Origin of the sequence: Clostridium sp. chh4-2 (assembly GCF_002899675.1) — a bacterium.
In the GTDB taxonomy this organism is placed as follows: Bacteria; Bacillota; Clostridia; order Lachnospirales; family Lachnospiraceae; genus CHH4-2.
Genome location: NZ_PKUU01000039.1, coordinates 1 through 19,486, shown reverse-complemented (window position 1 = coordinate 19,486; position 19,486 = coordinate 1). Strand labels below are relative to the sequence as shown.

Sequence of the window (19,486 nt, the reverse complement as noted above, 5' to 3'; positions counted from 1 at the left end):
ATAAAAATTTCCACGCCGCCTTGGGTGAAAATCCGATTTGTTTTATTGATACAGAACCGCCGGCTTACTAACGTCCGCCATCTGCGGACACGGGATTTTAACTTAATTAAAAAAATTACACAGATCTATCCAGCTCTCAGTCAAGCTTGGAAGGATTGTTCTGTATTCTACAATAAATGTTTCCAAATCTTTCTTTTTTAGATAATGGATATTATCGCAATTATTTCTTTTATAATCTTCTGAAACTGAAAACAAGAAAATCCGGGCAGTAGGGTCGAGTTTAACCGCGTCCATATAATCGTCTGCGCTCAATGAAACGGCTCCGCTCTTCACCTGAGGAAATGCCCGTGTCCCATTCTCATTAACCATTACGCATTCATATTCTTTTGTTGTAAATTTCATCGTAGTAGAGTAAATATAGTATTTCTCTTTCACCTGAAGGTACAGCAGAACTAATTCTTCTATGCTTTCTGCGGAAAGGACATTCCAAATGTCCATTTTTTCACTTGTTCGTTCATATTTGTCCGTTTTACTATATTTGTTCCATAAGTAGGCCGTAATTTCTTCAACTCCGTTAATGCACTGCGCGGAAGCTGCCGGACGGAAACTGCTGACTACCTTACCCGGGACTAAATCTTCCGTACCGATTTTAAGCCACTCCACATTTACATAGTTAGATATATCCAGAGAATAATGCGTTTTGTCCGGCTTGCTGTCCTTCCATACCCCCGTAACACGGCATAAATAATAAATGCCTTCCAATCTTGTCCAAATCAGATCATCTAAGTTCATCTGTCTCATGGCGTTGACGGCTTTAAATCCGGCCGTAGCATTTGAATAGCTTTGAGCTTCTTTTTTAATCTCTGAAACAGAATCAGCTCTCGTTTTAATATCGTTCCATCCAACGCCGATCAGGTTATTCTGAAGGCAAAATTCAAGCAAATCTTTTCTGGTATAACCGTCTTCAACATCATTTTTAATATGTATTCTCCATACTTTCATAAATCTCCTCCGATTCCCAGCCTATTGCTGCCTTGTTTCAACAATTAAATGCCATTTTCCGGCTTATCCGGTTCTTCTTACATACTTCCTACATTATATCGGAGGGGCGTACATTACACAAGGTTTTGTATATGTCCGACTGGCAATAAAGTGGAAAATTACTGACGGACGTGATAGAATTAATGTGACTTTTACTTATATAATCGCAATAACAGGAGGCGGCAAAGAGTACGGAAAGCGAGCAAAATAAAATTGCGTGGGAATATCGCGCAATTCCGCTTTGCCGGGTCTAAAGCGTGATACCTTTCCCTTAACGGCGCTTCCTTCCGGTGGCTCTAATCAACGTATACCAACCTTCATGCCACGGCTATAATACTTGAATGTTAATGTGCGTTGCTTGTAGCAACGGGTATTTCCTCATACAATGGTGATAACCCGAAAAGAAAGGAGGGGTATCCCTAATGTTAAGCGAAAACATTAAAGCAATCAGAAAATCAAAAGGACTTTCGCAAGAGGAACTCGCTGTCAAGCTGAATGTGGTGCGGCAAACAATTTCTAAATGGGAGCAAGGATTGTCAGTTCCTGACTCTGATATGCTGATCACCATATCGGAAGCGCTTGAAACACCAGTAAGCACTTTGCTTGGAGAAACTGTTATTGAGACGAAAGTTGATGATTTAAAAGTGATTTCTGAAAAACTGGAAATTATAAATTTGCAGCTCGCACAAAGGAAAACTACGAGAAGAAATATGATTCATTGGCTGTTTATCTTAGTGAGTGTGGTCATAGTAATAATTTTTGCGGTCTTAGCGGCATTAAACAGCCCTTACTTAGGTTGGGATTCCAGCGACCTTGAAACTGCCGTTTTCGTAGCAGCTTTTCACGCATTTGAATGGCTGTTTGTCAGGTTTGCACCGATTATCCTTATAGGGGCAATCGTTGGCATTTTCTTGACACGGAAGAAAGTATAAAATTGCTCTACTTTTGGGAGTACAATCCAGGGCTTGTTTGATAAAAGAGAAATCGGAATATAACGGAGGAATAGCAAAATGTTTTCTTTAAATGAAATAGGTTTTTTCAACAAAGATTTTTGGATAGGTTTCCTGGCAACATCTTTTCCGAATTGCTTGTACGGGAAGTCATTATCAGATACAAATTTTTCCATTCAAAGATTTGTTGAATTTCACAGATGACAAACAGGTACTTCTTTTGTTATTACCTTTAGTGACGATTTACGATTCAGATATAGATACTGCAACAAAAGTCATCTCTAATATTTTGCAGGAAATTATTGATCTCCCCTTATGTAACCAATGTGCGGACAGCATTGTATATGGCTTAGTAAAGGAATAATCATATCCAGTTTATCAGGAAGCTGTGCTGTGCAAAAAGTGGAATTGTGCAACAGGCTCTGACATTTATGGAGGTGCTAAATGTGTGATAGTAATTTGGAAGATATTTCATTTAACATACGAAAAATTGAATATGGCTGGATCTTTGCTGAGATTAGTACACAAAAGGGAGAGATTGTACTTGTCAATTCTTATTTGGGCGGATTACAGATGTCGAAAACATTTCTCAGTATTTTAACGGAATTATTGCCGGAAACGGATACACAATCTAGATGGCTTTGCTGGCATGGGGAAAATAATTCCTATATCTGGCATTTTGAGACAGACGGTCAGACATTAATCCTACATATTTATGAAGGAGGCTGTTCCTTTGGATTGCCTTTGCAAGGCGATGACCTGCAAAAGCAATCGGAGTCTGCGGATTTGCTCCTTAAAGTAAAAACCTTACTTTATCCCTTTTCATTGTCTGTTTGTAATGCAATAAAAGAATACAGTTATGGAAAAGGATATGAGAAATGGCAAAATTCCCAATACAAGAATACGTTTCCCCGGGATGAATATCAAAAATTACGCCGAATACTGCGCAATGCGGGATATAAATGACTTCCTGCTTATGGAACGGTTAAACAGAGCGGAAAATTGGAAGTTTATAATTGAAAATGGGGGGACCGAATGAAAGAACTTCTTGAAGATAAGATATACACAACGCTTGCTCAAAAGTATGATGAACTTCTTCTCGACTATGTTCTGTTATCTTTTGACGAGGACTATTGTGGTACAGAATCACATAAAAAAGCGGTTATTGAAGCTATTTCTATACTCAATACAAGGGAAAGAGTTGGCAATTCTCTTCTTCACTCTCAATTCTTTGTGGATGAAGAAAAAATGCGCTGTATAAACTATAGCACGGAAGATTTCTTCTGCGATAATAACAGCAGTTGGATAACATCGGAAAATATTAGAGTCCGCCAAACTCCCTCTCACATAACATACTGGCAGGCTTTTTCTGATCCGCCATATGGCGTCCCGTATACCAAAGAAGATTTTCACAAAATCAATCATTCTCTTTTTCCGGTTCCATTCAGAAGCGATCTGGAGATTTACAGTTGGAATGATGATTTCTCAAATTATTTTGAGGATGGTAAGGAATGGTGGGGTACTGCTTTTTGGAGCATTTATGATAAATGGATGAAGCGTTTTGTAATTATCGGGGCTTCATTAACTGATTGATAAACTGATATTTTTCTGCACTAAATTCCCTTTTTACGGCGTGCCGAATACATCTGCAATGGCAGCATTTTCCGTCCAATGACGTCTGAAATAGCTATACAGGCAATAAAAAACAATATATACTAATCAAAGGATTATATTATTTGCTGAATCAGGAGGTTATAAAATGAACGTATTATTTTTAGAATATCCCAAATGCTCCACCTGCCAAAAGGCAAAAAAGTGGCTGGATGAACATCAGGTTTCCTATACAGACCGCCACATCAAAGATCAGAATCCCAATGCTTCCGAGCTGGAAGAATGGATCAAAAAAAGCGGACTTCCATCCAAAAAATTCTTTAACACCAGTGGATTATTATACAAATCCATGGCATTGAAGGACAAACTTCCGGACATGGATTTTAACGCCCAGATCCAGCTTCTTTCAACGGACGGAATGCTGGTAAAACGTCCGCTGATCATCGGCGACGATTTCGTATTAGTCGGCTTTAAACCTGAGGAATGGGAAAAAATTTTAACAGTTTAACGATTTAAATTGACAAATTCACACACCGTGATATACTTTGCATGAAAGGTATTGGGAAAAGGGTGCAGGCTTATTAGCCGCGCCCTTTTTTGTATAATCATTACACAAAGGAGGATATTTATGCAAGCGGACCACATACGAAATATCATTGCCGGATCATCCAATATCGTATGCCTGTTAGGGCTGAAGGTGAGTATGGACTGCGGATGTTTAAATTACCGGCAGGAGGACGGACTGTACGATTTGGAGCTCAAATACGGCTATACGCCGGATGAGATATTTTCAGCCTCCTTTTACAACACCAGGCCCCGCCAGTTTTTTGAATTTTATCAGAATGAATTTCTGAACCGCACAGGCGCTCCAAGCGCCTGTCATGAGACATTGGCACAGATGGAAAAGGACGGGATTTTGAAAACGGTAATTACGCGGGAGCTGTTCGGGCTGTCAAAACGGGCCGGCTGTAAACGGGTGATCGAGCTGCACGGAAACATTTACCATAACAGATGTCCCAGATGCGGCAAAGAATATGATATCGATTATATGAAAGCCGCCAATCCCATTCCGCTCTGCGAATCTTGCGGGATTCCGGTGCGTCCGGTTGTCTGTATGATGGGAGAAATGCTGAACAGCAAAACCATTGCCAAAGCTGCCGATGAGGTAGAGAAAGCCGATACTTTGCTGGTGCTCGGCTGCCATCTTCATTCTCCCCTGGCTGATAATTTCCTTCCTTATTATAAAGGAAAGAATCTGATCCTTATTAATGAAGAGAAACATTTTCTGGATAGCCGGGCGGATTATGTGATTAATGAGAAACCGGCGGATGTGCTGCCTTTGCTTTATGGGTGAAGGATTTTTTACACCGCACTTCAAGGGATTTCTGAAAAAGCCTTAGGGGTTGACAGTAAAAGGTGAAGGGATTTCACAAAATCGCCAAACGATTTTATTGAAATCCCTTCACCTTTTACTGTCAACCCTCAAGGCTTTTTCAGAAATCCCTTCACGATTGAAATAAATCAAGCGAAATCCCTACATCAACATCACAACCAGATTCGGAATCACCATAGCCATAAACACCGCATAAACCAAATCCAGCCAAACCATCGATCCCAGCGCCCCAAGATAAACCAGCCCAATCACCGGAGCGGTCACGACCTTCACCACCGGATTCACATTCTCATTCTTCAGAATGGCATTCACCATAACTTTCGCATCTCCGGTACTCGGAAACGCATGCATTAAGATCGAAACGCCCAGCCATCCCAGCAGAAGGGTCAGCGGATTCCTGTAAGTCTCAAACCGGAACAATTCAATGGCCGCCGGAAATACGATCAGCATTCCCAATATGGTATTCACAAAAAATGGCCCAGTTGAGATCAAAAATGACGCCAGCGGCCTTTCCGTCGGCTCATGGGCCACATATCCGGCCGGGTTTTTAAGCTGAAAATATACTACGTCGTAAACCGGAACTCTCATAATTCTGCAGAACAGCTGATGGGCGAATTCATGAACCATTACCCCAGGAAATGTAAGCAGTGAAATCAAAAAACCAGGTATAATAATCATCTCTTCTCCCCCCTATTCTTCATCTACATAATAATCGTGCAGAGTTATGCTTCCATCCAGATATCCTGCAAATTCCTCGTCAAAGACTTCGCCCTGTTCATCGAACTGCTTTTTCATGTTCCGGGCCTCTTCTGTCTGCCCGTTTTCCATCAGCGCAATAATCATCGTTTCCTTAATATATAACGCTTCCGGGGCCATCTCATAAGCATTCTGTACGTATTCCAGTCCCTGCTGTTTATCACCTTCCAGCAGATAAAGAATTCCCATGGTTCTCAGTGCAGAGGGGTCCGTTTTATCCTGTTTCAAAACATCCTGATACAGCTCTTTTGCCCCTTCAAAGTCACCGCTTCTTCGTTTCAGCGTTCCAAGTGCGGTGGCTGTCATCGTCAGTTTAGGATCTTCTTTTATTCCGGCTTCCAGATACTTCTGCGCCTCAGCGGAATCGGAAGACAGATTTCCCAGGTAATAATAGATTATAGCCGGATACTGCTCCGGGTCGTCCAGGCACGCCAGGAGTTCCTGTTTCAGCCATGCTAAAAGCTCTTCCTCCGACATATTAACGTCCACATTCTGATTGAGTTCTTCCAGCTTATCATAGGTATTATAATACCGGGTCAATTTATTGGAATACATGGTAAGCTTGGCATATGTACTGTCATTGACCTTTTTTCCCAACATATATTCATTGATCAGATAAGTGCCAAAATCATAATATCCATAATCCATAGCCAGCTCAATGGCCTGTTCCGCCGCAGGCACGGAATCCGGATAAGCCTCCAACACCTGCTGCATTCCTATCAGCGCTTTGTAAATTTCGCCCGTATGGGCTTCCACCTTGGCTGACTGGTAAATCTTATAACAGTTCAAGGTTTTCGGCACCTTTATTAATGCCACCACAAGAAGCAGCAGAATAATGACCGCCGCAGGTATCATCTTTTTCGGAAACGGATACCTGATCTGCTCTTCCCTGCACTCTCTGCATAAAATGGAATTGCTGTTTTCCGTCAGGTCAATCCTCCTGACATGACATTTTCTGCAAAGCTGCGCTTCCGGTATTGTGTAATACTCATTTTCTTCCATATCCCCCACCGCCTTTTCATCTCGATACCTAAAGTATACGGTGTCTTTTGGAGATTGTAAATAAATTTACGACAAAATATCCCTGATCAGATTTACCATCTCAATGGCCCCGGCCGCGCATTCAAATCCTTTATTCCCCGCCTTGGTTCCGGAACGTTCGATGGCCTGTTCAATGGTTTCTGTGGTCAGAACTCCGAACATCACCGGAATCTGGCTGTTCAGGGCCACACTCGTAATTCCCTTGGATACTTCGCTGCACACATACTCATAGTGGGAGGTATTTCCCCGGATCACCGCGCCCAGACAGATCACCGCATCATATTTTTGGCTCTGGGCCATCTTAGATGCGATAAGAGGTATTTCAAATGCTCCCGGCACCCAGGCCACCTCAATCTGATCCTCATCCACATTGTGCCGTTTCAGCCCGTCCAACGCTCCTGATAACAATTTTGAAGTGATAAATTCATTAAAACGGGATGCCACGATACCTATTCTGATTCCTTCCGATACAAAACTGCCTTCATAAATTCTCATAATTTCTGATCTCCTTTAATAATTTAAAATGTGTCCCATGCGGTTTTGTTTTGTCTTCAGATAGAAAAGATCGTATTCCGTAGGTTCCATCTGAATGGGAACCCGTTCTATGATCTCCATTCCGAAATCGGAAAGTCCGTATACCTTTTCCGGATTATTGGTCATAAGCCGCAGTGTTTTCGCTCCCAAATCCCTTAAAATCTGGGCTCCGATGTAGTATTCTCTCAAATCCCCGGCAAATCCCAGGGCCAGATTGGCTTCCAAGGTATCCATTCCACCGTCCTGAAGCTTATAGGCCTTCAGCTTGTTGATCAGCCCGATTCCACGCCCTTCCTGCCTCATATAGAGGAGAATTCCACGCCCCTCTTTTTCAATCTGCCTTAAAGCCGAAGCCAGCTGCTGACCGCAGTCACAGCGTTTTGAGCCAAATGTATCTCCGGTCAGGCATTCCGAATGAACCCGGCACAGCAGGTTCCTGCCGTCCCCGATCTCTCCTTTTACCAGGGCCACATGATGTTCCCCGTTTAGCAGATTTACATAACCATATGCCGTGAAATCCCCGTACCGGGTGGGCATCTGGGTCACCACGGCCTGTTCCACCAGATGATCCTTCTTTTTCCGGTAGTCTTGGAGATCTTTGATGGTAATCATATTAAGATTCCATTTTTCAGCCAGCCGGATCAATTCCCCGGTTCTCATCATGGTTCCGTCTTCCCTCATGATCTCGCAGCAAAGTCCGCACTCTTTTAAGCCTGCCAGCCGCATAAGATCCACGACGGCCTCCGTGTGGCCCGCCCTTTCCAGCACCCCATTTTTCCTGGATGCCAGTGGGAACATGTGGCCGGGACGCCTGAAATCTTCCGGCCGGGCTGAGTCGTCCACACATTTCATTGCAGTCAAGCTGCGCTCTTTGGCGGAAATTCCGGTGGCCGTATCCATGTGGTCTATGGAAACCGTAAATGCGGTGCTGTGGTTATCCGTGTTATCGGAAACCATCTGCGGGAGTTCCAGTTTTTCGCAAAGAGCCTGGCTCATGGGCATGCAGATCAGCCCTTTTCCATGTACTGCCATGAAATTTACATTCTCCGTCGTCGCAAATTCTGCTGCACAGATAAAATCCCCTTCATTTTCCCTGTTTTCATCATCTGTAACCAGTATTATCTTCCCTTTTTGAAGTTCTTTTAGCGCCTCTTCGATTTTGCTGTATTGAAACATAATTTACCGCCTTTCTAATAACCATATTTGGTTAAAAATTCTGCTGTAATTTTATTTTCTTTCCTGTCCCGGCATTTTATCAGGTGTTCAATGTATTTGCCCACGCAGTCATTTTCCAGATTCACCGGATCGCCGGGCCGTTTTGAGGACAGCGTGGTTTGGGACAGCGTGTGGGGAATCACGGATATGCGAAATGAATCCGTTCTCACATCTGCCACCGTCAGGCTGATTCCGTCCACCGCCACAGACCCTTTTTCTATGATATATCTCATAATTCTGTCTTCCGTTTTTATGGTATACCAGACCGCAATTCCATCCTTTTTTACATCAGTTATGGTTCCCGTTCCGTCGATATGGCCGGTTACGATGTGGCCGCCAAACCGGCCGTCCGCCGCCATCGCCCGCTCCAGATTCACCATATCTCCGGGCTTTAAACCGGCTAAGGCTGACCGTTTCATGGTTTCATGCATCACATCGGCCCTGAAACAGGTTCTATCCACCGCTGTCACTGTCAGACAAACACCGTTGACCGCAATGCTGTCCCCGATCCCGGTTCCTTCCAGAACTTTTGCGCACTCAATTGCAGCCACGCAAAAATCAGCACCCCGGCGTATCTCCTTGATTCGTCCCACTTCCTCTATGATTCCGGTAAACATGGCTTCACCTCTCCTTCGATCATCCAGTCGTCTTCAAACTGTCTGACGGACATCTGATCCAGAAAATATGCCTGATCCGGCAGCTGCACACCCACGCCGCCCACCGGCGTTTTCGCTCCTGCTCCGCCAAATATCTTAGGGGCGATATAGGCATGCACTTTATTTACGATCCCGCTTTCCAGAGCAGACCAGTTGAGTTCCGCCCCGCTTTCCATAAAAATGCTGTCCATTTCCATCTCTCCCAGCTGTTTCATCAGGTCACACAGGTCTACATGGGCATTTTTACGGGCCGTATGTATAATTTTTATGCCGTGGTTCCGATACGTCGCTTCTTTTTCCGGGTCTTGACGGCAGCACGCCAGAATCGTGGGAATTGTCTCTGCGCTGAGGACAATTTGCGAATTAAGCGGCGTTCTCAGATTGGTATCACAGATAATTCTCACGGGATTCCGGCTGTCCTGAATCCGGCAGTTCAGCATGGGATCATCGGCCAGAACTGTTCCGACGCCTGTCATAACCGCGCTGTAACGATGGCGGCACTCATGAACGTAATGCCTGGCTTCCTCACTGGTTATCCACTTGGAAGCGCCGGATACGGCGGCGGTCTTACCGTCCAGAGTCATGGCATATTTCATCACCACATATGGGGTTCGGGTTCTGATATAATGGTTAAAAACTTCATTCATCTTGTCGCAGCGCTCCTTTAAAATACCCGTCACAACTTCCACGCCGTGATCCCGCAGGGTTTTAATTCCCTTTCCCGACACCAATGGATTGGGGTCTGTGGAACCGATAAATACCCTGGCAATCTTGCTTTGCAGAATCGCTTCTGTGCAGGGAGGGGTTTTCCCATAGTGACAGCAAGGTTCCAAAGTCACATAGAGATCCGCTCCTCTGGGCGATTCCCTGCAGTCCGCCAGGGCATTCCGCTCTGCATGGGGCTGGCCGCAGGCTTTATGATAACCGGCGCCGATAATACGGCCGTCCTTAACAACCACGGCTCCAACCAAAGGATTTGGACTGACAAATCCGGCTCCTTTTTCCGCCAATTCCAGTGCCATTTCCATATACCTTTCTTCGTTCATCATTTCCTCCGTTCTAACGCGTTTTCGTGTCACAAAATACTTTTCCATCACGTTCCCTAACGCAAAAATACCCTGAATTAATCAATTCAGGGTATGGAGTAAACTGGGACCGGTATGGTTCTTATTGCCTGTATGATATCAGCATACTAGCGTTTGGTAATAAAAAATGCCCTGAAATGATAAACTCATTCCAGGACAAATAAACCATACGACACTGCGTTTTATATCGGTCACGCAATCTCAATCATCTTCTTTCATCCAGACTATACTGTCGGCCTCGGAATTACACCGAATCCTGCCTTGCGGCTCGTGGGCTATACCACCGGTAGGGAATTGCACCCTGCCCTGAAGATCTTATTCAATTGTGATAAATATAAAACAGTATTATGGATTTGTCAAATTATTTTTTTATTGACTGAAACCGAAAAAACGGCTTAAATCTTCTTTTGTGGAATTTGAATAAGTCGGGCACCACAAATTTTCTCAGCCCTGTCTATTTAATTCCCTCCACAATAACAGCCCTACTGTCGACACTATTAATGCGTTTTGACATTATAGCTTTATATTCGGGTGATGAGAAGCAGGCATCCAAATTTTCTTTGCTATCAAATTTAATCAGAATGACACGTTGAGGAGTTCTTCCGCCACAAAAACTACATACATTTTCCGTTCTTGCTAAATATTCTCCACCATAACTTTCTACAATCGGCTTTACATCATGAATATACTCATCGTATTCTCCACGCCCTTTTTGTTCATCAATATAAGTATCTACAATAAAATACCAAGGCATAACAATTCCTCCTTTTCCGCCAAATGCGACACACTCACTATTTTCTTAATCCTAATACTTCGCCCTATATCTGTCAAATATAACCGCACATGGTCTTAGAACTTTTTATAAAGTATACGTTTCACTTGGGCACCAAATAAGGCACCATTTTCACTTTTCGGTTCATAGCCCATTTCTCAAAACCCTAACCATCATGCGCATTTACAGCTGATTTTACCGTCTGGACCGGCTGGTAAAACACTACGACAATTGTCCTGTACTGCTAAATTTTCCAGTTTATCCTTGCAGCTCATCTCCCATATATCGTACTAAGCACAGAATCAAATTTTTCCCGATACAGTTCCCGGCTCTCTTCCGATAGTTTCTGATAGCTTCTCCTGCACCTGTTCGCAACAAAGTCAATTCCCTCCTGAATTGTAAGCCCTCGTTTCACATATGCAAGATAAAACAAGGCCTGCCATCTGTGCGCCGTATATATGGTGCTCTTCATCGTATTTATAATCGGTAATGGAAGCAATATCATGCAGCCATGCTGCTATTGTCACAATCTCTATGTCTCCTCCATATTTCTCAGCAAGAAACACGCTGTTCTTTACAACTGCTTCAACATGGTAATAAATCCCTTCACCAAAAAAGTTGTTTGGACTTTCACATCTCGCTTTCACTTCTGATTTCAATGACCGAATGATATCTTCCCTCATTTTCATCTCCCTTGTTTTTTCTCTTTAACGATGGACTATAATTGCCCTAATTATATAATGTCCGTTCTCATTTGAGAAGCAATAAATTCTCTGTTTATCATTGAATCAGCCGATGTCTTCGAAAAACAGTCTTAAATAAAAATATACCGGAGACCTGCGTTTGGTTTGGCTTCTCTCCGAAGCCAAACCAAATGCCAAAAGTCCCCGGTCAGTAATCGCTAACCTGAATTCCGTTATATCTCTTCCAGATATTTTAATCCATTAAGAACACTGATCTTCTGCATAATCTCCGCATGAGGTCTGGCCTGCAGCGTTTTCAGGGTAATAACCGCCGTCAGCTCATTTTTAGAATTTCCCTTCACTTTCGAAACCTGCATGTCAATCAGCTTAATTTCCATACTTTTACATGTTTCCATAAATTCATTGAGCGCGTCGCTGGATACAAAATTCAAATACAGGCGCATGAACCTGGAACGCTCCTGCATTTTATGATCCAATTTCTGAAAGACGGTCATGATCAGCAGAATCGCCATTCCGACCACAACCGCTCCTTCATAGAATCCGATGCCGAGGGCCAGGCCGATACATGCCTCAGACCACAAACCAGCCGCAGTTGTAAGTCCCCTGACCCTGTTGTTCTGCGTTACAATAATGGTTCCCGCGCCCAGAAATCCGATGCCGCTGATTACTTGGGCGCCCAGCCTGGAAGGGTCTCCTAACCCGAAGCGCTCGCTTATATGCTGGTTTGTCATCATGACCAGGGCTGCGCCCAGACAGACAAGCATATAGGTCCGAAATCCTGCCGGCTGGTTTTTGCTTCCCCGTTCCAGCCCAATACTGCCCCCAATCAACAACGCAAGCGCAACTCTGAGGAACAGGCTTGCAGAATTTAACTCTCTCCAGTTTTCCAATACATCCATCTGCCGTCTCTCCCCGCCATATAAGTTCTGCCATGTTTAAGGCTTGTCTATTCCTTCACTCCGCCTTCCATAATTCCTCCCAGAATATTTTTCTGGAATATTAAAACCATGATCAAAAGCGGCAGTACCGTTATCATCCCGGCCGCAGCCACAACCCCAAATGGTATCGTGTGCGAGGTCTGATACAGCGTAAGCCCTACAACCACTGTCCTGTACTGCTCATACTGGTTTAACACCTGCGACAAAAGAAAACGGTTCCACGCGCCGATAAACACAAGAATGCTGATAGAAAAAATGCTGGCTTTCAAAAGCGGAATAATAATATATACGAACAGCTGGAACATATTGGCCCCATCCAGCTTAGCGCTCTCTTCAAATGAAACCGGTATCCCCTTAAACACTGCCGTCAAAAACCAGATGGTCATCGGAAGATCCAATACCGATACGATTAACGCCAAACCGATATGGCTGTTCAAAAGGCCCAATTTACTGTACATCTTAAAAATAGGGCTGATCAATGTAATCGTTGGAAGCAGAGATATGGTCAGCACAAAGATCAAAAACACCTTTTTGAACCTGATATTGGTTCGTGTCAGCGCATAAGAAGCCATGCTTCCCGCCGTAATACAGATCACAACTGCAATAATGGTGATCACAAAACTGTTAAATACATACCTCAGTAAAGGCTGCTGCACAAATGCGGCTATATAATTCTTCATCGACCAGGCAGAGGGCAGAACTCTCGGCGGTATCTGGTTTAAATCAGCCTCAGACATAAAAGATGCTGAAATCATATAAAGCATAGGGGAGATCATTGCGAATAAAAATGCCGCTACAAACAGCAGATAAACGATTTTTTTCCATCCTGTCATATTCCGGCTCATTTAAACACTTCCCTTCGTCTTTAAGCTGTCCACAAAGAACAGGCTGATGCCCACGGATATAATCAGCATGAGAACTGACAAAGTCGCTCCATACCCCGTGTTGCCATATGTAAAATACGTGTTGACCGCATACATGGACACGGTTTCCGTCCTTCCTGCCGGCCCTCCCCCTGTCATGGCCACAATCAGGTCATAAACCCTCATGGCTGAAATGATGCGGAACAGCACAGTCACCGACATGGTGGACTTAATCAGCGGAAGGGTGATCTTCCAATACTGCTGCCATTTGCTCGCTCCGTCGATCTGGGCCGCTTCATAGTAATCTTTTGATATGGTCATAAGGCCGGATAAGAGAAGAAGCGACATATATGGCGTGTTCTTCCAGATATCCGCAATCAGAATCGAAAGCCTGGAAAGCCACTCATTGCCCAGCCAGTTGAGCGGAGCATTTATCACATTCATCACCCGCATCACGTAGTTGACCATCCCATTTTGGGAAAAGAACTGGGTCCACACAATACCTGATACAACCGTGGGAATGGCCCATGGAATCAGAATTGCCGTCCGTATCAGCCCCTGTCCCGGTATCTTCCGGTTCATCACCAGCGCCAGGCACATGCCGATTATCAATTCTATAAAGACGGATACCGCGGTGAACGCCAGCGTCCACCACAAGGTATCCCAAAAATGTTCATCCTGAAAAGCGCGGATATAATTTTTCACCCCAACAAATTTTGCCCCCAAAGCAGCCGTCTGCGTCCTGATCTCGAAAAAGCTCTGATAAATTGTATTTACTGCCGGATAAACAATCATAACAGCAATCAAAACCACGCTCGGCAGGAGCAGACAATATCCAATTCTGGTACTTTTTCGTTCCATCGGCCTCTCCCTTTCCTGAAAACTACTGGATTATCTGTTTCACCTGCTTCACGATCTTTTCCGCACTGTCCGCAGGTGTGCTCATTCCCGTGATCACGCTGTGGATCTCCAGCTGCATAATTCCTGATATCTCCGCATAGTAAGGAGACTGCGGCCGTGGTCTGGAATGGTCAAGCGCCTCTAAATATTCCGGCATCTCCGCTTTCTTAGCAAGAATCTCCGGGTCCTCATAAATCTTTTTCAGAGTCGGCTTAATGTCCACAAGGTCAAATGCCGTCATCTGGCTCTCATAATTGGCTCTGAACTTGGCAAATTCAACGGCTTCCGCTTTATGCTTGGAAAAGTTTGAAACCATAACGCCCCAGCCTCCCAGACATCCGTATCCAGGCAGAGGAGCCAGCCCCATATTGCCCGCAACTTTAGAAGTTTCCGCGTTGTTAAAAGGTCCGTATCCGCTGAGCCAGTCCCTTGCAAATACCGCGTCTCCCGCGCAAACCACGTCTCTGGCTTCTTTTGTTCCAAATGTTTCAATTCCGGCTGCGGTCAGCCCGTCATCCATCATCTTCTTCATATCCGTCAGCGTTTCTTCCAGAAGAGCCTGGTCTATGGCACTGGTTCCGTCGTCATTGATTACGCGGCCGCCCTTTTCCCAGTAGATCTCAAGCATGGAGCTGGTTAAGCTCTCGTTCTGTTTCCAGTAGGATACAAATCCCTTCAGATCAGGATTTCCCTCCTGATCCACGATCTCTTTTGCCGTCTGCATCAATTCCGCCCAGGTCTTCGGAACTTCCTTTCCGTGCTTTTCCAGAAGGTCTTTCCTGTAATATAACGCCCCGGCATCCGCCATAAACGGAAGTCCGTAGGTCTTGCCCTGCATCTCAAAAGCGCTGAGAGGGCCGGCCAGGTACTCGTTCAGTTCATTCGCTTCCAAATACTCGTCAAATGGAATCACCCATCCGGCGGAAGCAAAGATCGGAGGCCAGACCACATCACCTGCAAATACGTCGATAGACGCGTCGCCTGCCTGCAAAACGGTATTGATTGTTTTCAAACGGTCATTGGAAGAATCGGGAAGTTCCACATAATTGACCTTAATATCCGGATTGGCCGCTTCAAATGCGGACACAATCGTGGATTCCACCTGGTTCTCATCCGGTCTGCCATAATAGTTGATGGTAACGGGCCCGTTGCTTTTCGCTTCCGAAGACGGCGCTCCTGCTGCCCCCGAACCGCCTGCCTGCCCGCATCCGGCTGTCAACGCCACTGATACTAAAGTAAGTGCTGCAATCATTTTTCTCATGTTCATACGTTTCTCCAATCTGCCGTCCCCACGGCACAGTCATCTGTTTAAGCGTTTCTCTTCTCGATGTAATTCTTTAATAACAGCGGCCAATCCGTCTGAATGATGTCATATCCTTTGTCCAAAAGCCATCCCCAGGCTTCATCCATATCGGATAAAATCGCACTGTTGTCGTCGTGTCCAGCGGTCAGTTTAGTGGTATCGTTCAAAGTAATTGCATTAACCCAAAGTTTCTTTTGCTGTCTGTGCATCTCGTCTATGTATTCCGCAGATGTGAATATGCTGTCCTCTTTCTCAAATATCACTTCCGCCCCATACAGATTGACACGATGCTGTTTCACAAAATCCAGCTTTGCCGGATCTCTCAAAATGGGCAGATACATGATATCAGGTCCCGTCTCTTCCAAAATCTCAAGCTCCATCTTCTCCGGATGGCTCTTTAATATAATCTGGTCATTCATCTGATGCCTGTTCAGCACCTGAATAATGTCCTTCCAATAAAACCAGCTTCTGTCAATATTAATCAGACAGCGCCCTTTAAAATGTTCCAGCACATCGTCTAAGGCGTTCACCGGTTCCTCGACCCGCTCCTGCATTCCGTTAAAAAATCTCAGGCTCTTTACCTGTTCGGTTGTCATGGCTCTGATATCCTGGGTAGTCCCCACCAGCCCCGGCTCCTGTCCATTGTGGAATGTGAAAAAATCGCCGTCTCTCGTCTGAATCACATCCACCTCTATAATATCGGCCCCATGCAGCAATGCATTCTCATAAGCCCCTATAGTATTCTGTATAATGTTGGCGCCGGATGTGCCGCGGTGAGCCGCTATCAATACTTCTCTTTTCATGTAAACCCCTCCTCTGTTCTCTATATTGCATAGTATAATCCTTAAATTGGAACGTGTCAATAATATTTCAACAGATTTTTAAAATTTTCCTAACATTTTTCTTCGATACGACATAAATTTAACATAATCGCGGGTTTTTATTAATTGGTACGTTCTATTTTCTCGTGGTGATCGGACAAAAAGTGTTCTTTCTCCGGGATTAACCGGAAATACAGAAAAATAAATATCCACGAAAAATATAATTTTAAAAAATAAGAGCCTGCAAAAAACCGCGCCTTCATTAAAACGGTTTTTCTGCAGGCTCTTTGCCTGTTACACAACATGGTTATTTTCCGGAAAACGCTTGCTCACACCGCTGCTGGGCCGCATCTAAAGCTTCCTCCGGATTCATGATCCCTGATACAACGGCGCGGACCGCATTTCCCAGGATGTCTTCAAATTCAAACTCATTAAATCCCTCCGTGGAATGCCCGGCCGCACCACATTTTGAACCCAGGTGTTCAAAATCCCTTCTCCATCCGGTCGCAAAGGCTTTGTCCATATCTTCTAACCAGGGATAAAGCTCCAGCACGTCCAGATTTTCCTTAATCTTTTTATGATTGATGTAACCGCCCAGATATGTGATCAGAGCCGCTGTCTTTTCATCATAAATCCATTTTAAAAACTCTCTGCACGCTTCTTGTTTCTTTGTATCCTTGGAAATGCCCAGAACGCCTCCGCCCAGCATCGGGCAGTCTCCCGGAACCGGGGCAAAACCGATCTTTCCAAGCACTTCGGATTCCTTGCTGTGCAGCATGATGGAGGCATAGTTGGCAAAAACGATGTTCATGGCCACCCGGCCACCGGAAAAATCCTCCATCGCCTTGCGCCACCAGGAATTCGTCTCCCGGTCTGTGTAATCGAAGGCATTCCGGTAGGAAAGCAGCGTCTTTTTCACCGTTTCCGTATTCAGGCTGATATTTCCGCTTTCATCAAAAATCTTCCCTCCGCAGGCTTTCAGCCTCGGCAGATAATCGCAGGCCGCCACCACGGAACTGCCAAATACCAGCGAAGTTCCGTAGGATACCGGAGAATTTTTGTGATATCTTCTGGTAAAGAACCGGGCAATCTCGTCATATTCTTCAAATGTTTCAGGCACTTCAAGCTGCCTGCGGTATACCTCGTAAAACTCCCGGCGGATTCTGGCATCCTGGAACAGGTCTTTTCTGTAATAAAGCATCTGAACGCTGGGATCAAAGGGCAGCGTCAGGCATTTTTCTCCCACAATATAATAATCGTCGCTCAGATTCACTGAAAAATTACCGCGTATCTCTTTCAGCCACGGTTCCTCTGCCGGAAGCGGCAGGAACAGCTTTTCTCCCAATTCCGACATCCATGCCATATCCAGGCGGATCAGATCATACGGAGAGAATTGGGCGCAGGATTTTACCATGCGGTAAAGCTCATCATATCCGGCCTCCATCAGCTTCACTTTAATTCCGGTCTTCCGGGTGAATTGGGGAAGCAGCTGGTTGAGAGCCCGGCAGGTAGGGCCGGACAGCATGAGGATTTTTAATTCCGGAGGATTTTCAAATGATGTAACCGGGCATCTATGGAAGCCGTCATTGCTCAGATTTAAAAATCCATCGGGAACCGGCTCTTCCTGCTCCAGTTTTTCTATGTATTGACCGATCATTTTACCGCAGAGCCTGTAGTTTAGCTCGTATTTGACCGCGTCGCCTTCTGTGCGGACCTCCTTGGACGCCAGCGCATAGACGGGCGGAATCTCGCCCTGCTCGCGGTATTCGGAAACCGCCTTTAAATACTCTGAATTTTCCAGATCGGATGTGATCACGGCATCGAATTCATCTCCGTCGGTCAAAAGTTCAAACGCCATATGAACCCTCACCGTATCATCGGAAGAGAACACGCGGCAGGTGCATCCGCTTTCTGTCAGGGCGGTTTCAATCCCTTTCACGAATAAACCGTAATTGGTGTATTTGGTATTTCCCGTAAATACGGCTATATTTCTATGCCCATCCCTGATGCAGCGCTTTGCCATCTCTTTTCCGGCCAGTTCGTAATCAAATCCGCAAAAAACAGCCCCTTCCGGCATGTTTTCCATCTTTCTCTCCACCAATATCAGGCTGCTGTCTCCGCGCAGTATATTCACATCCTTCAAAAATGAGCTGACCATGACGATCGCCATCGGATTGGTCGTTTCAATCTTTTGAAGCACTTTTTCCTCATAATAGTTTAAATCATTGCTGTAATATAAATCCACTTCATATTCATGATCCCTGAGTTCCTGTTCAATTCCCAGAAACAGGTCCCTGTATTTTTTCAATTCAAACTGGGGAACCACCACGCCGACGCGCTTTGAACTGCCCTTTCTAAGCTGTCTGGCCTGGGCATTAATCGTATATCCAAGCTGTTTTGCAGCATTTTCAACCAATGTTATCTTTTCAACGCTGACGTTTCCTCTGCCGTTTAAAACATTGGAAACCGTTCCGTGCGAAACGCCCGCCAGGGACGCAATATCTTTTATCGTTGCCATTTTCCCCCTCCTTTTCTGTTATTGTAGACCAAAAATTGTATCGTTTCAATAGCTAGATAGAATTATTTTAAAAATGGGGGGTACGCACGGAAGCGGGATGCGGAACCGGGGTGAGAAGGCGTGAGGAACCATCCGGGCCGGGGGAGAGGAGAATGCAGCCAAAGGGGATTCGGGATTCGCCCCTAAGAGCTACTAAGGCCCGTAAGGGCAGAACGAGGCAGGCCAGCGCCATTCGCAGTGAACTCTTGATGACTTCGCTGCTCAGTGGCATCGAGTAGGAGGCTACCCATTATTTGGGTAGCCGACCTCTCACACCACCGTACGAACGGGTCTCGTATACGGCGGTTCTTTAGTTTTCACATACTTTGGAATAATAATAAGAAAA

Annotated in this window: 20 protein-coding genes and 1 riboswitch; of the genes, 5 read left to right on the top strand and 15 right to left on the bottom strand. The window is 45.0% G+C overall.

The genetic code is table 11. From position 1 onward, the window contains the following. Positions 1 to 102 precede the first annotated feature (102 nt). Positions 103 to 1,002, bottom strand: coding sequence for a hypothetical protein (locus C0033_RS25890; protein WP_103230749.1), 900 nt, complete (start codon positions 1,000 to 1,002; stop codon positions 103 to 105). A 461-nt stretch (positions 1,003 to 1,463) separates the two neighbouring features. On the opposite strand from C0033_RS25890, the gene C0033_RS25885 reads away from it, so the two are divergent. The 5 genes from C0033_RS25885 to C0033_RS25860 all read left to right on the top strand — a co-directional run bounded on the left by C0033_RS25885 (position 1,464) and on the right by C0033_RS25860 (position 4,956). After that, a complete protein-coding gene (locus C0033_RS25885) occupies positions 1,464 to 1,973 on the top strand; it encodes a helix-turn-helix transcriptional regulator (RefSeq protein WP_103230748.1) in 510 nt (169 codons plus the stop codon). 462 nt (positions 1,974 to 2,435) lie between these two features. Beyond that, positions 2,436 to 2,957 (top strand): hypothetical protein, encoded by a 522-nt coding sequence (locus tag C0033_RS25875; RefSeq protein WP_103230747.1) that lies wholly within the window; start codon positions 2,436 to 2,438, stop codon positions 2,955 to 2,957. Between the two features lie 69 nt (positions 2,958 to 3,026). Then, a complete protein-coding gene (locus C0033_RS25870) occupies positions 3,027 to 3,584 on the top strand; it encodes a hypothetical protein (protein ID WP_103230746.1) in 558 nt (185 codons plus the stop codon). Positions 3,585 to 3,750: 166 nt separating this feature from the next. Next, positions 3,751 to 4,110 carry an arsenate reductase family protein gene (locus C0033_RS25865; RefSeq protein ID WP_103230745.1) on the top strand — a complete coding sequence of 120 codons (360 nt, stop codon included), beginning with the start codon at positions 3,751 to 3,753 and terminating at the stop codon, positions 4,108 to 4,110. A 120-nt stretch (positions 4,111 to 4,230) separates the two neighbouring features. Further along, a complete protein-coding gene (locus C0033_RS25860; protein ID WP_103230744.1) occupies positions 4,231 to 4,956 on the top strand; it encodes a Sir2 family NAD-dependent protein deacetylase in 726 nt (241 codons plus the stop codon). Positions 4,957 to 5,136: 180 nt separating this feature from the next. Here the strand turns inward: C0033_RS25860 and C0033_RS25855 are convergent, their stop codons facing one another. The 14 genes from C0033_RS25855 to C0033_RS25785 all read right to left on the bottom strand — a co-directional run bounded on the left by C0033_RS25855 (position 5,137) and on the right by C0033_RS25785 (position 19,101). Next, the gene (locus C0033_RS25855; RefSeq protein WP_103230743.1) at positions 5,137 to 5,673 is read right to left on the bottom strand and encodes a metalloprotease family protein; all 537 of its coding nucleotides are present in this window, start codon (positions 5,671 to 5,673) and stop codon (positions 5,137 to 5,139) included. A gap of 12 nt (positions 5,674 to 5,685) precedes the next feature. Next, positions 5,686 to 6,753: a tetratricopeptide repeat protein gene (locus C0033_RS25850; RefSeq protein ID WP_103230742.1), complete on the bottom strand. Its 1,068-nt coding sequence runs from the start codon at positions 6,751 to 6,753 to the stop codon at positions 5,686 to 5,688. A gap of 66 nt (positions 6,754 to 6,819) precedes the next feature. Next, on the bottom strand, positions 6,820 to 7,287 hold the full coding sequence (ribE, locus tag C0033_RS25845; RefSeq protein WP_103230741.1) for a 6,7-dimethyl-8-ribityllumazine synthase: 468 nt from the start codon (positions 7,285 to 7,287) through the stop codon (positions 6,820 to 6,822). Positions 7,288 to 7,302: 15 nt separating this feature from the next. Further along, entirely contained in the window at positions 7,303 to 8,502 is a 1,200-nt protein-coding gene (locus tag C0033_RS25840; RefSeq protein ID WP_103230740.1) for a bifunctional 3,4-dihydroxy-2-butanone-4-phosphate synthase/GTP cyclohydrolase II, read from the bottom strand. 14 nt (positions 8,503 to 8,516) lie between these two features. Then, positions 8,517 to 9,158 carry a riboflavin synthase gene (locus C0033_RS25835; RefSeq protein WP_103230739.1) on the bottom strand — a complete coding sequence of 214 codons (642 nt, stop codon included), beginning with the start codon at positions 9,156 to 9,158 and terminating at the stop codon, positions 8,517 to 8,519. Continuing rightward, positions 9,140 to 10,243, bottom strand: a complete 1,104-nt coding sequence (gene ribD, locus C0033_RS25830; protein WP_103230738.1) for a bifunctional diaminohydroxyphosphoribosylaminopyrimidine deaminase/5-amino-6-(5-phosphoribosylamino)uracil reductase RibD — start codon at positions 10,241 to 10,243, stop codon at positions 9,140 to 9,142. Before ribD ends, C0033_RS25835 begins: the two co-directional genes overlap by 19 nt. Before the next feature lie 242 nt (positions 10,244 to 10,485). Beyond that, positions 10,486 to 10,600, bottom strand: a riboswitch (FMN riboswitch). A 136-nt stretch (positions 10,601 to 10,736) separates the two neighbouring features. After that, positions 10,737 to 11,036 (bottom strand): DUF1330 domain-containing protein, encoded by a 300-nt coding sequence (locus C0033_RS25825; RefSeq protein ID WP_103230737.1) that lies wholly within the window; start codon positions 11,034 to 11,036, stop codon positions 10,737 to 10,739. Positions 11,037 to 11,434: 398 nt separating this feature from the next. Further along, entirely contained in the window at positions 11,435 to 11,743 is a 309-nt protein-coding gene (locus C0033_RS25820) for an HD domain-containing protein (RefSeq protein WP_242984598.1), read from the bottom strand. A 227-nt stretch (positions 11,744 to 11,970) separates the two neighbouring features. Then, entirely contained in the window at positions 11,971 to 12,657 is a 687-nt protein-coding gene (locus C0033_RS25815; RefSeq protein ID WP_103230736.1) for an MgtC/SapB family protein, read from the bottom strand. Positions 12,658 to 12,704: 47 nt separating this feature from the next. After that, positions 12,705 to 13,529 (bottom strand): carbohydrate ABC transporter permease, encoded by an 825-nt coding sequence (locus C0033_RS25810; protein ID WP_180994906.1) that lies wholly within the window; start codon positions 13,527 to 13,529, stop codon positions 12,705 to 12,707. Between the two features lie 12 nt (positions 13,530 to 13,541). Then, positions 13,542 to 14,420 carry a sugar ABC transporter permease gene (locus C0033_RS25805; RefSeq protein WP_103230734.1) on the bottom strand — a complete coding sequence of 293 codons (879 nt, stop codon included), beginning with the start codon at positions 14,418 to 14,420 and terminating at the stop codon, positions 13,542 to 13,544. Between the two features lie 22 nt (positions 14,421 to 14,442). Next, positions 14,443 to 15,726, bottom strand: a complete 1,284-nt coding sequence (locus C0033_RS25800) for an ABC transporter substrate-binding protein (RefSeq protein WP_103230733.1) — start codon at positions 15,724 to 15,726, stop codon at positions 14,443 to 14,445. A gap of 41 nt (positions 15,727 to 15,767) precedes the next feature. Next, a complete protein-coding gene (locus tag C0033_RS25795) occupies positions 15,768 to 16,565 on the bottom strand; it encodes a glycerophosphodiester phosphodiesterase family protein (protein WP_103230732.1) in 798 nt (265 codons plus the stop codon). 325 nt (positions 16,566 to 16,890) lie between these two features. Beyond that, positions 16,891 to 19,101 carry an extracellular solute-binding protein gene (locus tag C0033_RS25785; protein WP_103230730.1) on the bottom strand — a complete coding sequence of 737 codons (2,211 nt, stop codon included), beginning with the start codon at positions 19,099 to 19,101 and terminating at the stop codon, positions 16,891 to 16,893. Positions 19,102 to 19,486: the final 385 nt, after the last annotated feature.

Excerpts from the sequence above, each read along its gene's own strand:
- C0033_RS25815 (WP_103230736.1), bottom strand. The coding sequence starts at position 12,657 with ATGGATGTATTGGAAAACTGGAGAGAGTTAAATTCTGCAAGCCTGTTC.
- C0033_RS25860 (WP_103230744.1), top strand. The coding sequence starts at position 4,231 with ATGCAAGCGGACCACATACGAAATATCATTGCCGGATCATCCAATATC.
- C0033_RS25840 (WP_103230740.1), bottom strand. The coding sequence starts at position 8,502 with ATGTTTCAATACAGCAAAATCGAAGAGGCGCTAAAAGAACTTCAAAAA.
- C0033_RS25810 (WP_180994906.1), bottom strand. The coding sequence starts at position 13,529 with ATGACAGGATGGAAAAAAATCGTTTATCTGCTGTTTGTAGCGGCATTT.
- ribD (WP_103230738.1), bottom strand. The coding sequence starts at position 10,243 with ATGAACGAAGAAAGGTATATGGAAATGGCACTGGAATTGGCGGAAAAA.
- C0033_RS25890 (WP_103230749.1), bottom strand. The coding sequence starts at position 1,002 with ATGAAAGTATGGAGAATACATATTAAAAATGATGTTGAAGACGGTTAT.
- C0033_RS25785 (WP_103230730.1), bottom strand. The coding sequence starts at position 19,101 with ATGGCAACGATAAAAGATATTGCGTCCCTGGCGGGCGTTTCGCACGGA.
- C0033_RS25835 (WP_103230739.1), bottom strand. The coding sequence starts at position 9,158 with ATGTTTACCGGAATCATAGAGGAAGTGGGACGAATCAAGGAGATACGC.
- C0033_RS25855 (WP_103230743.1), bottom strand. The coding sequence starts at position 5,673 with ATGATTATTATACCTGGTTTTTTGATTTCACTGCTTACATTTCCTGGG.
- C0033_RS25850 (WP_103230742.1), bottom strand. The coding sequence starts at position 6,753 with ATGGAAGAAAATGAGTATTACACAATACCGGAAGCGCAGCTTTGCAGA.
- ribE (WP_103230741.1), bottom strand. The coding sequence starts at position 7,287 with ATGAGAATTTATGAAGGCAGTTTTGTATCGGAAGGAATCAGAATAGGT.
- C0033_RS25865 (WP_103230745.1), top strand. The coding sequence starts at position 3,751 with ATGAACGTATTATTTTTAGAATATCCCAAATGCTCCACCTGCCAAAAG.
- C0033_RS25820 (WP_242984598.1), bottom strand. The coding sequence starts at position 11,743 with ATGAAAATGAGGGAAGATATCATTCGGTCATTGAAATCAGAAGTGAAA.
- C0033_RS25825 (WP_103230737.1), bottom strand. The coding sequence starts at position 11,036 with ATGCCTTGGTATTTTATTGTAGATACTTATATTGATGAACAAAAAGGG.
- C0033_RS25795 (WP_103230732.1), bottom strand. The coding sequence starts at position 16,565 with ATGAAAAGAGAAGTATTGATAGCGGCTCACCGCGGCACATCCGGCGCC.
- C0033_RS25870 (WP_103230746.1), top strand. The coding sequence starts at position 3,027 with ATGAAAGAACTTCTTGAAGATAAGATATACACAACGCTTGCTCAAAAG.
- C0033_RS25805 (WP_103230734.1), bottom strand. The coding sequence starts at position 14,420 with ATGGAACGAAAAAGTACCAGAATTGGATATTGTCTGCTCCTGCCGAGC.
- C0033_RS25875 (WP_103230747.1), top strand. The coding sequence starts at position 2,436 with ATGTGTGATAGTAATTTGGAAGATATTTCATTTAACATACGAAAAATT.
- C0033_RS25800 (WP_103230733.1), bottom strand. The coding sequence starts at position 15,726 with ATGAACATGAGAAAAATGATTGCAGCACTTACTTTAGTATCAGTGGCG.
- C0033_RS25885 (WP_103230748.1), top strand. The coding sequence starts at position 1,464 with ATGTTAAGCGAAAACATTAAAGCAATCAGAAAATCAAAAGGACTTTCG.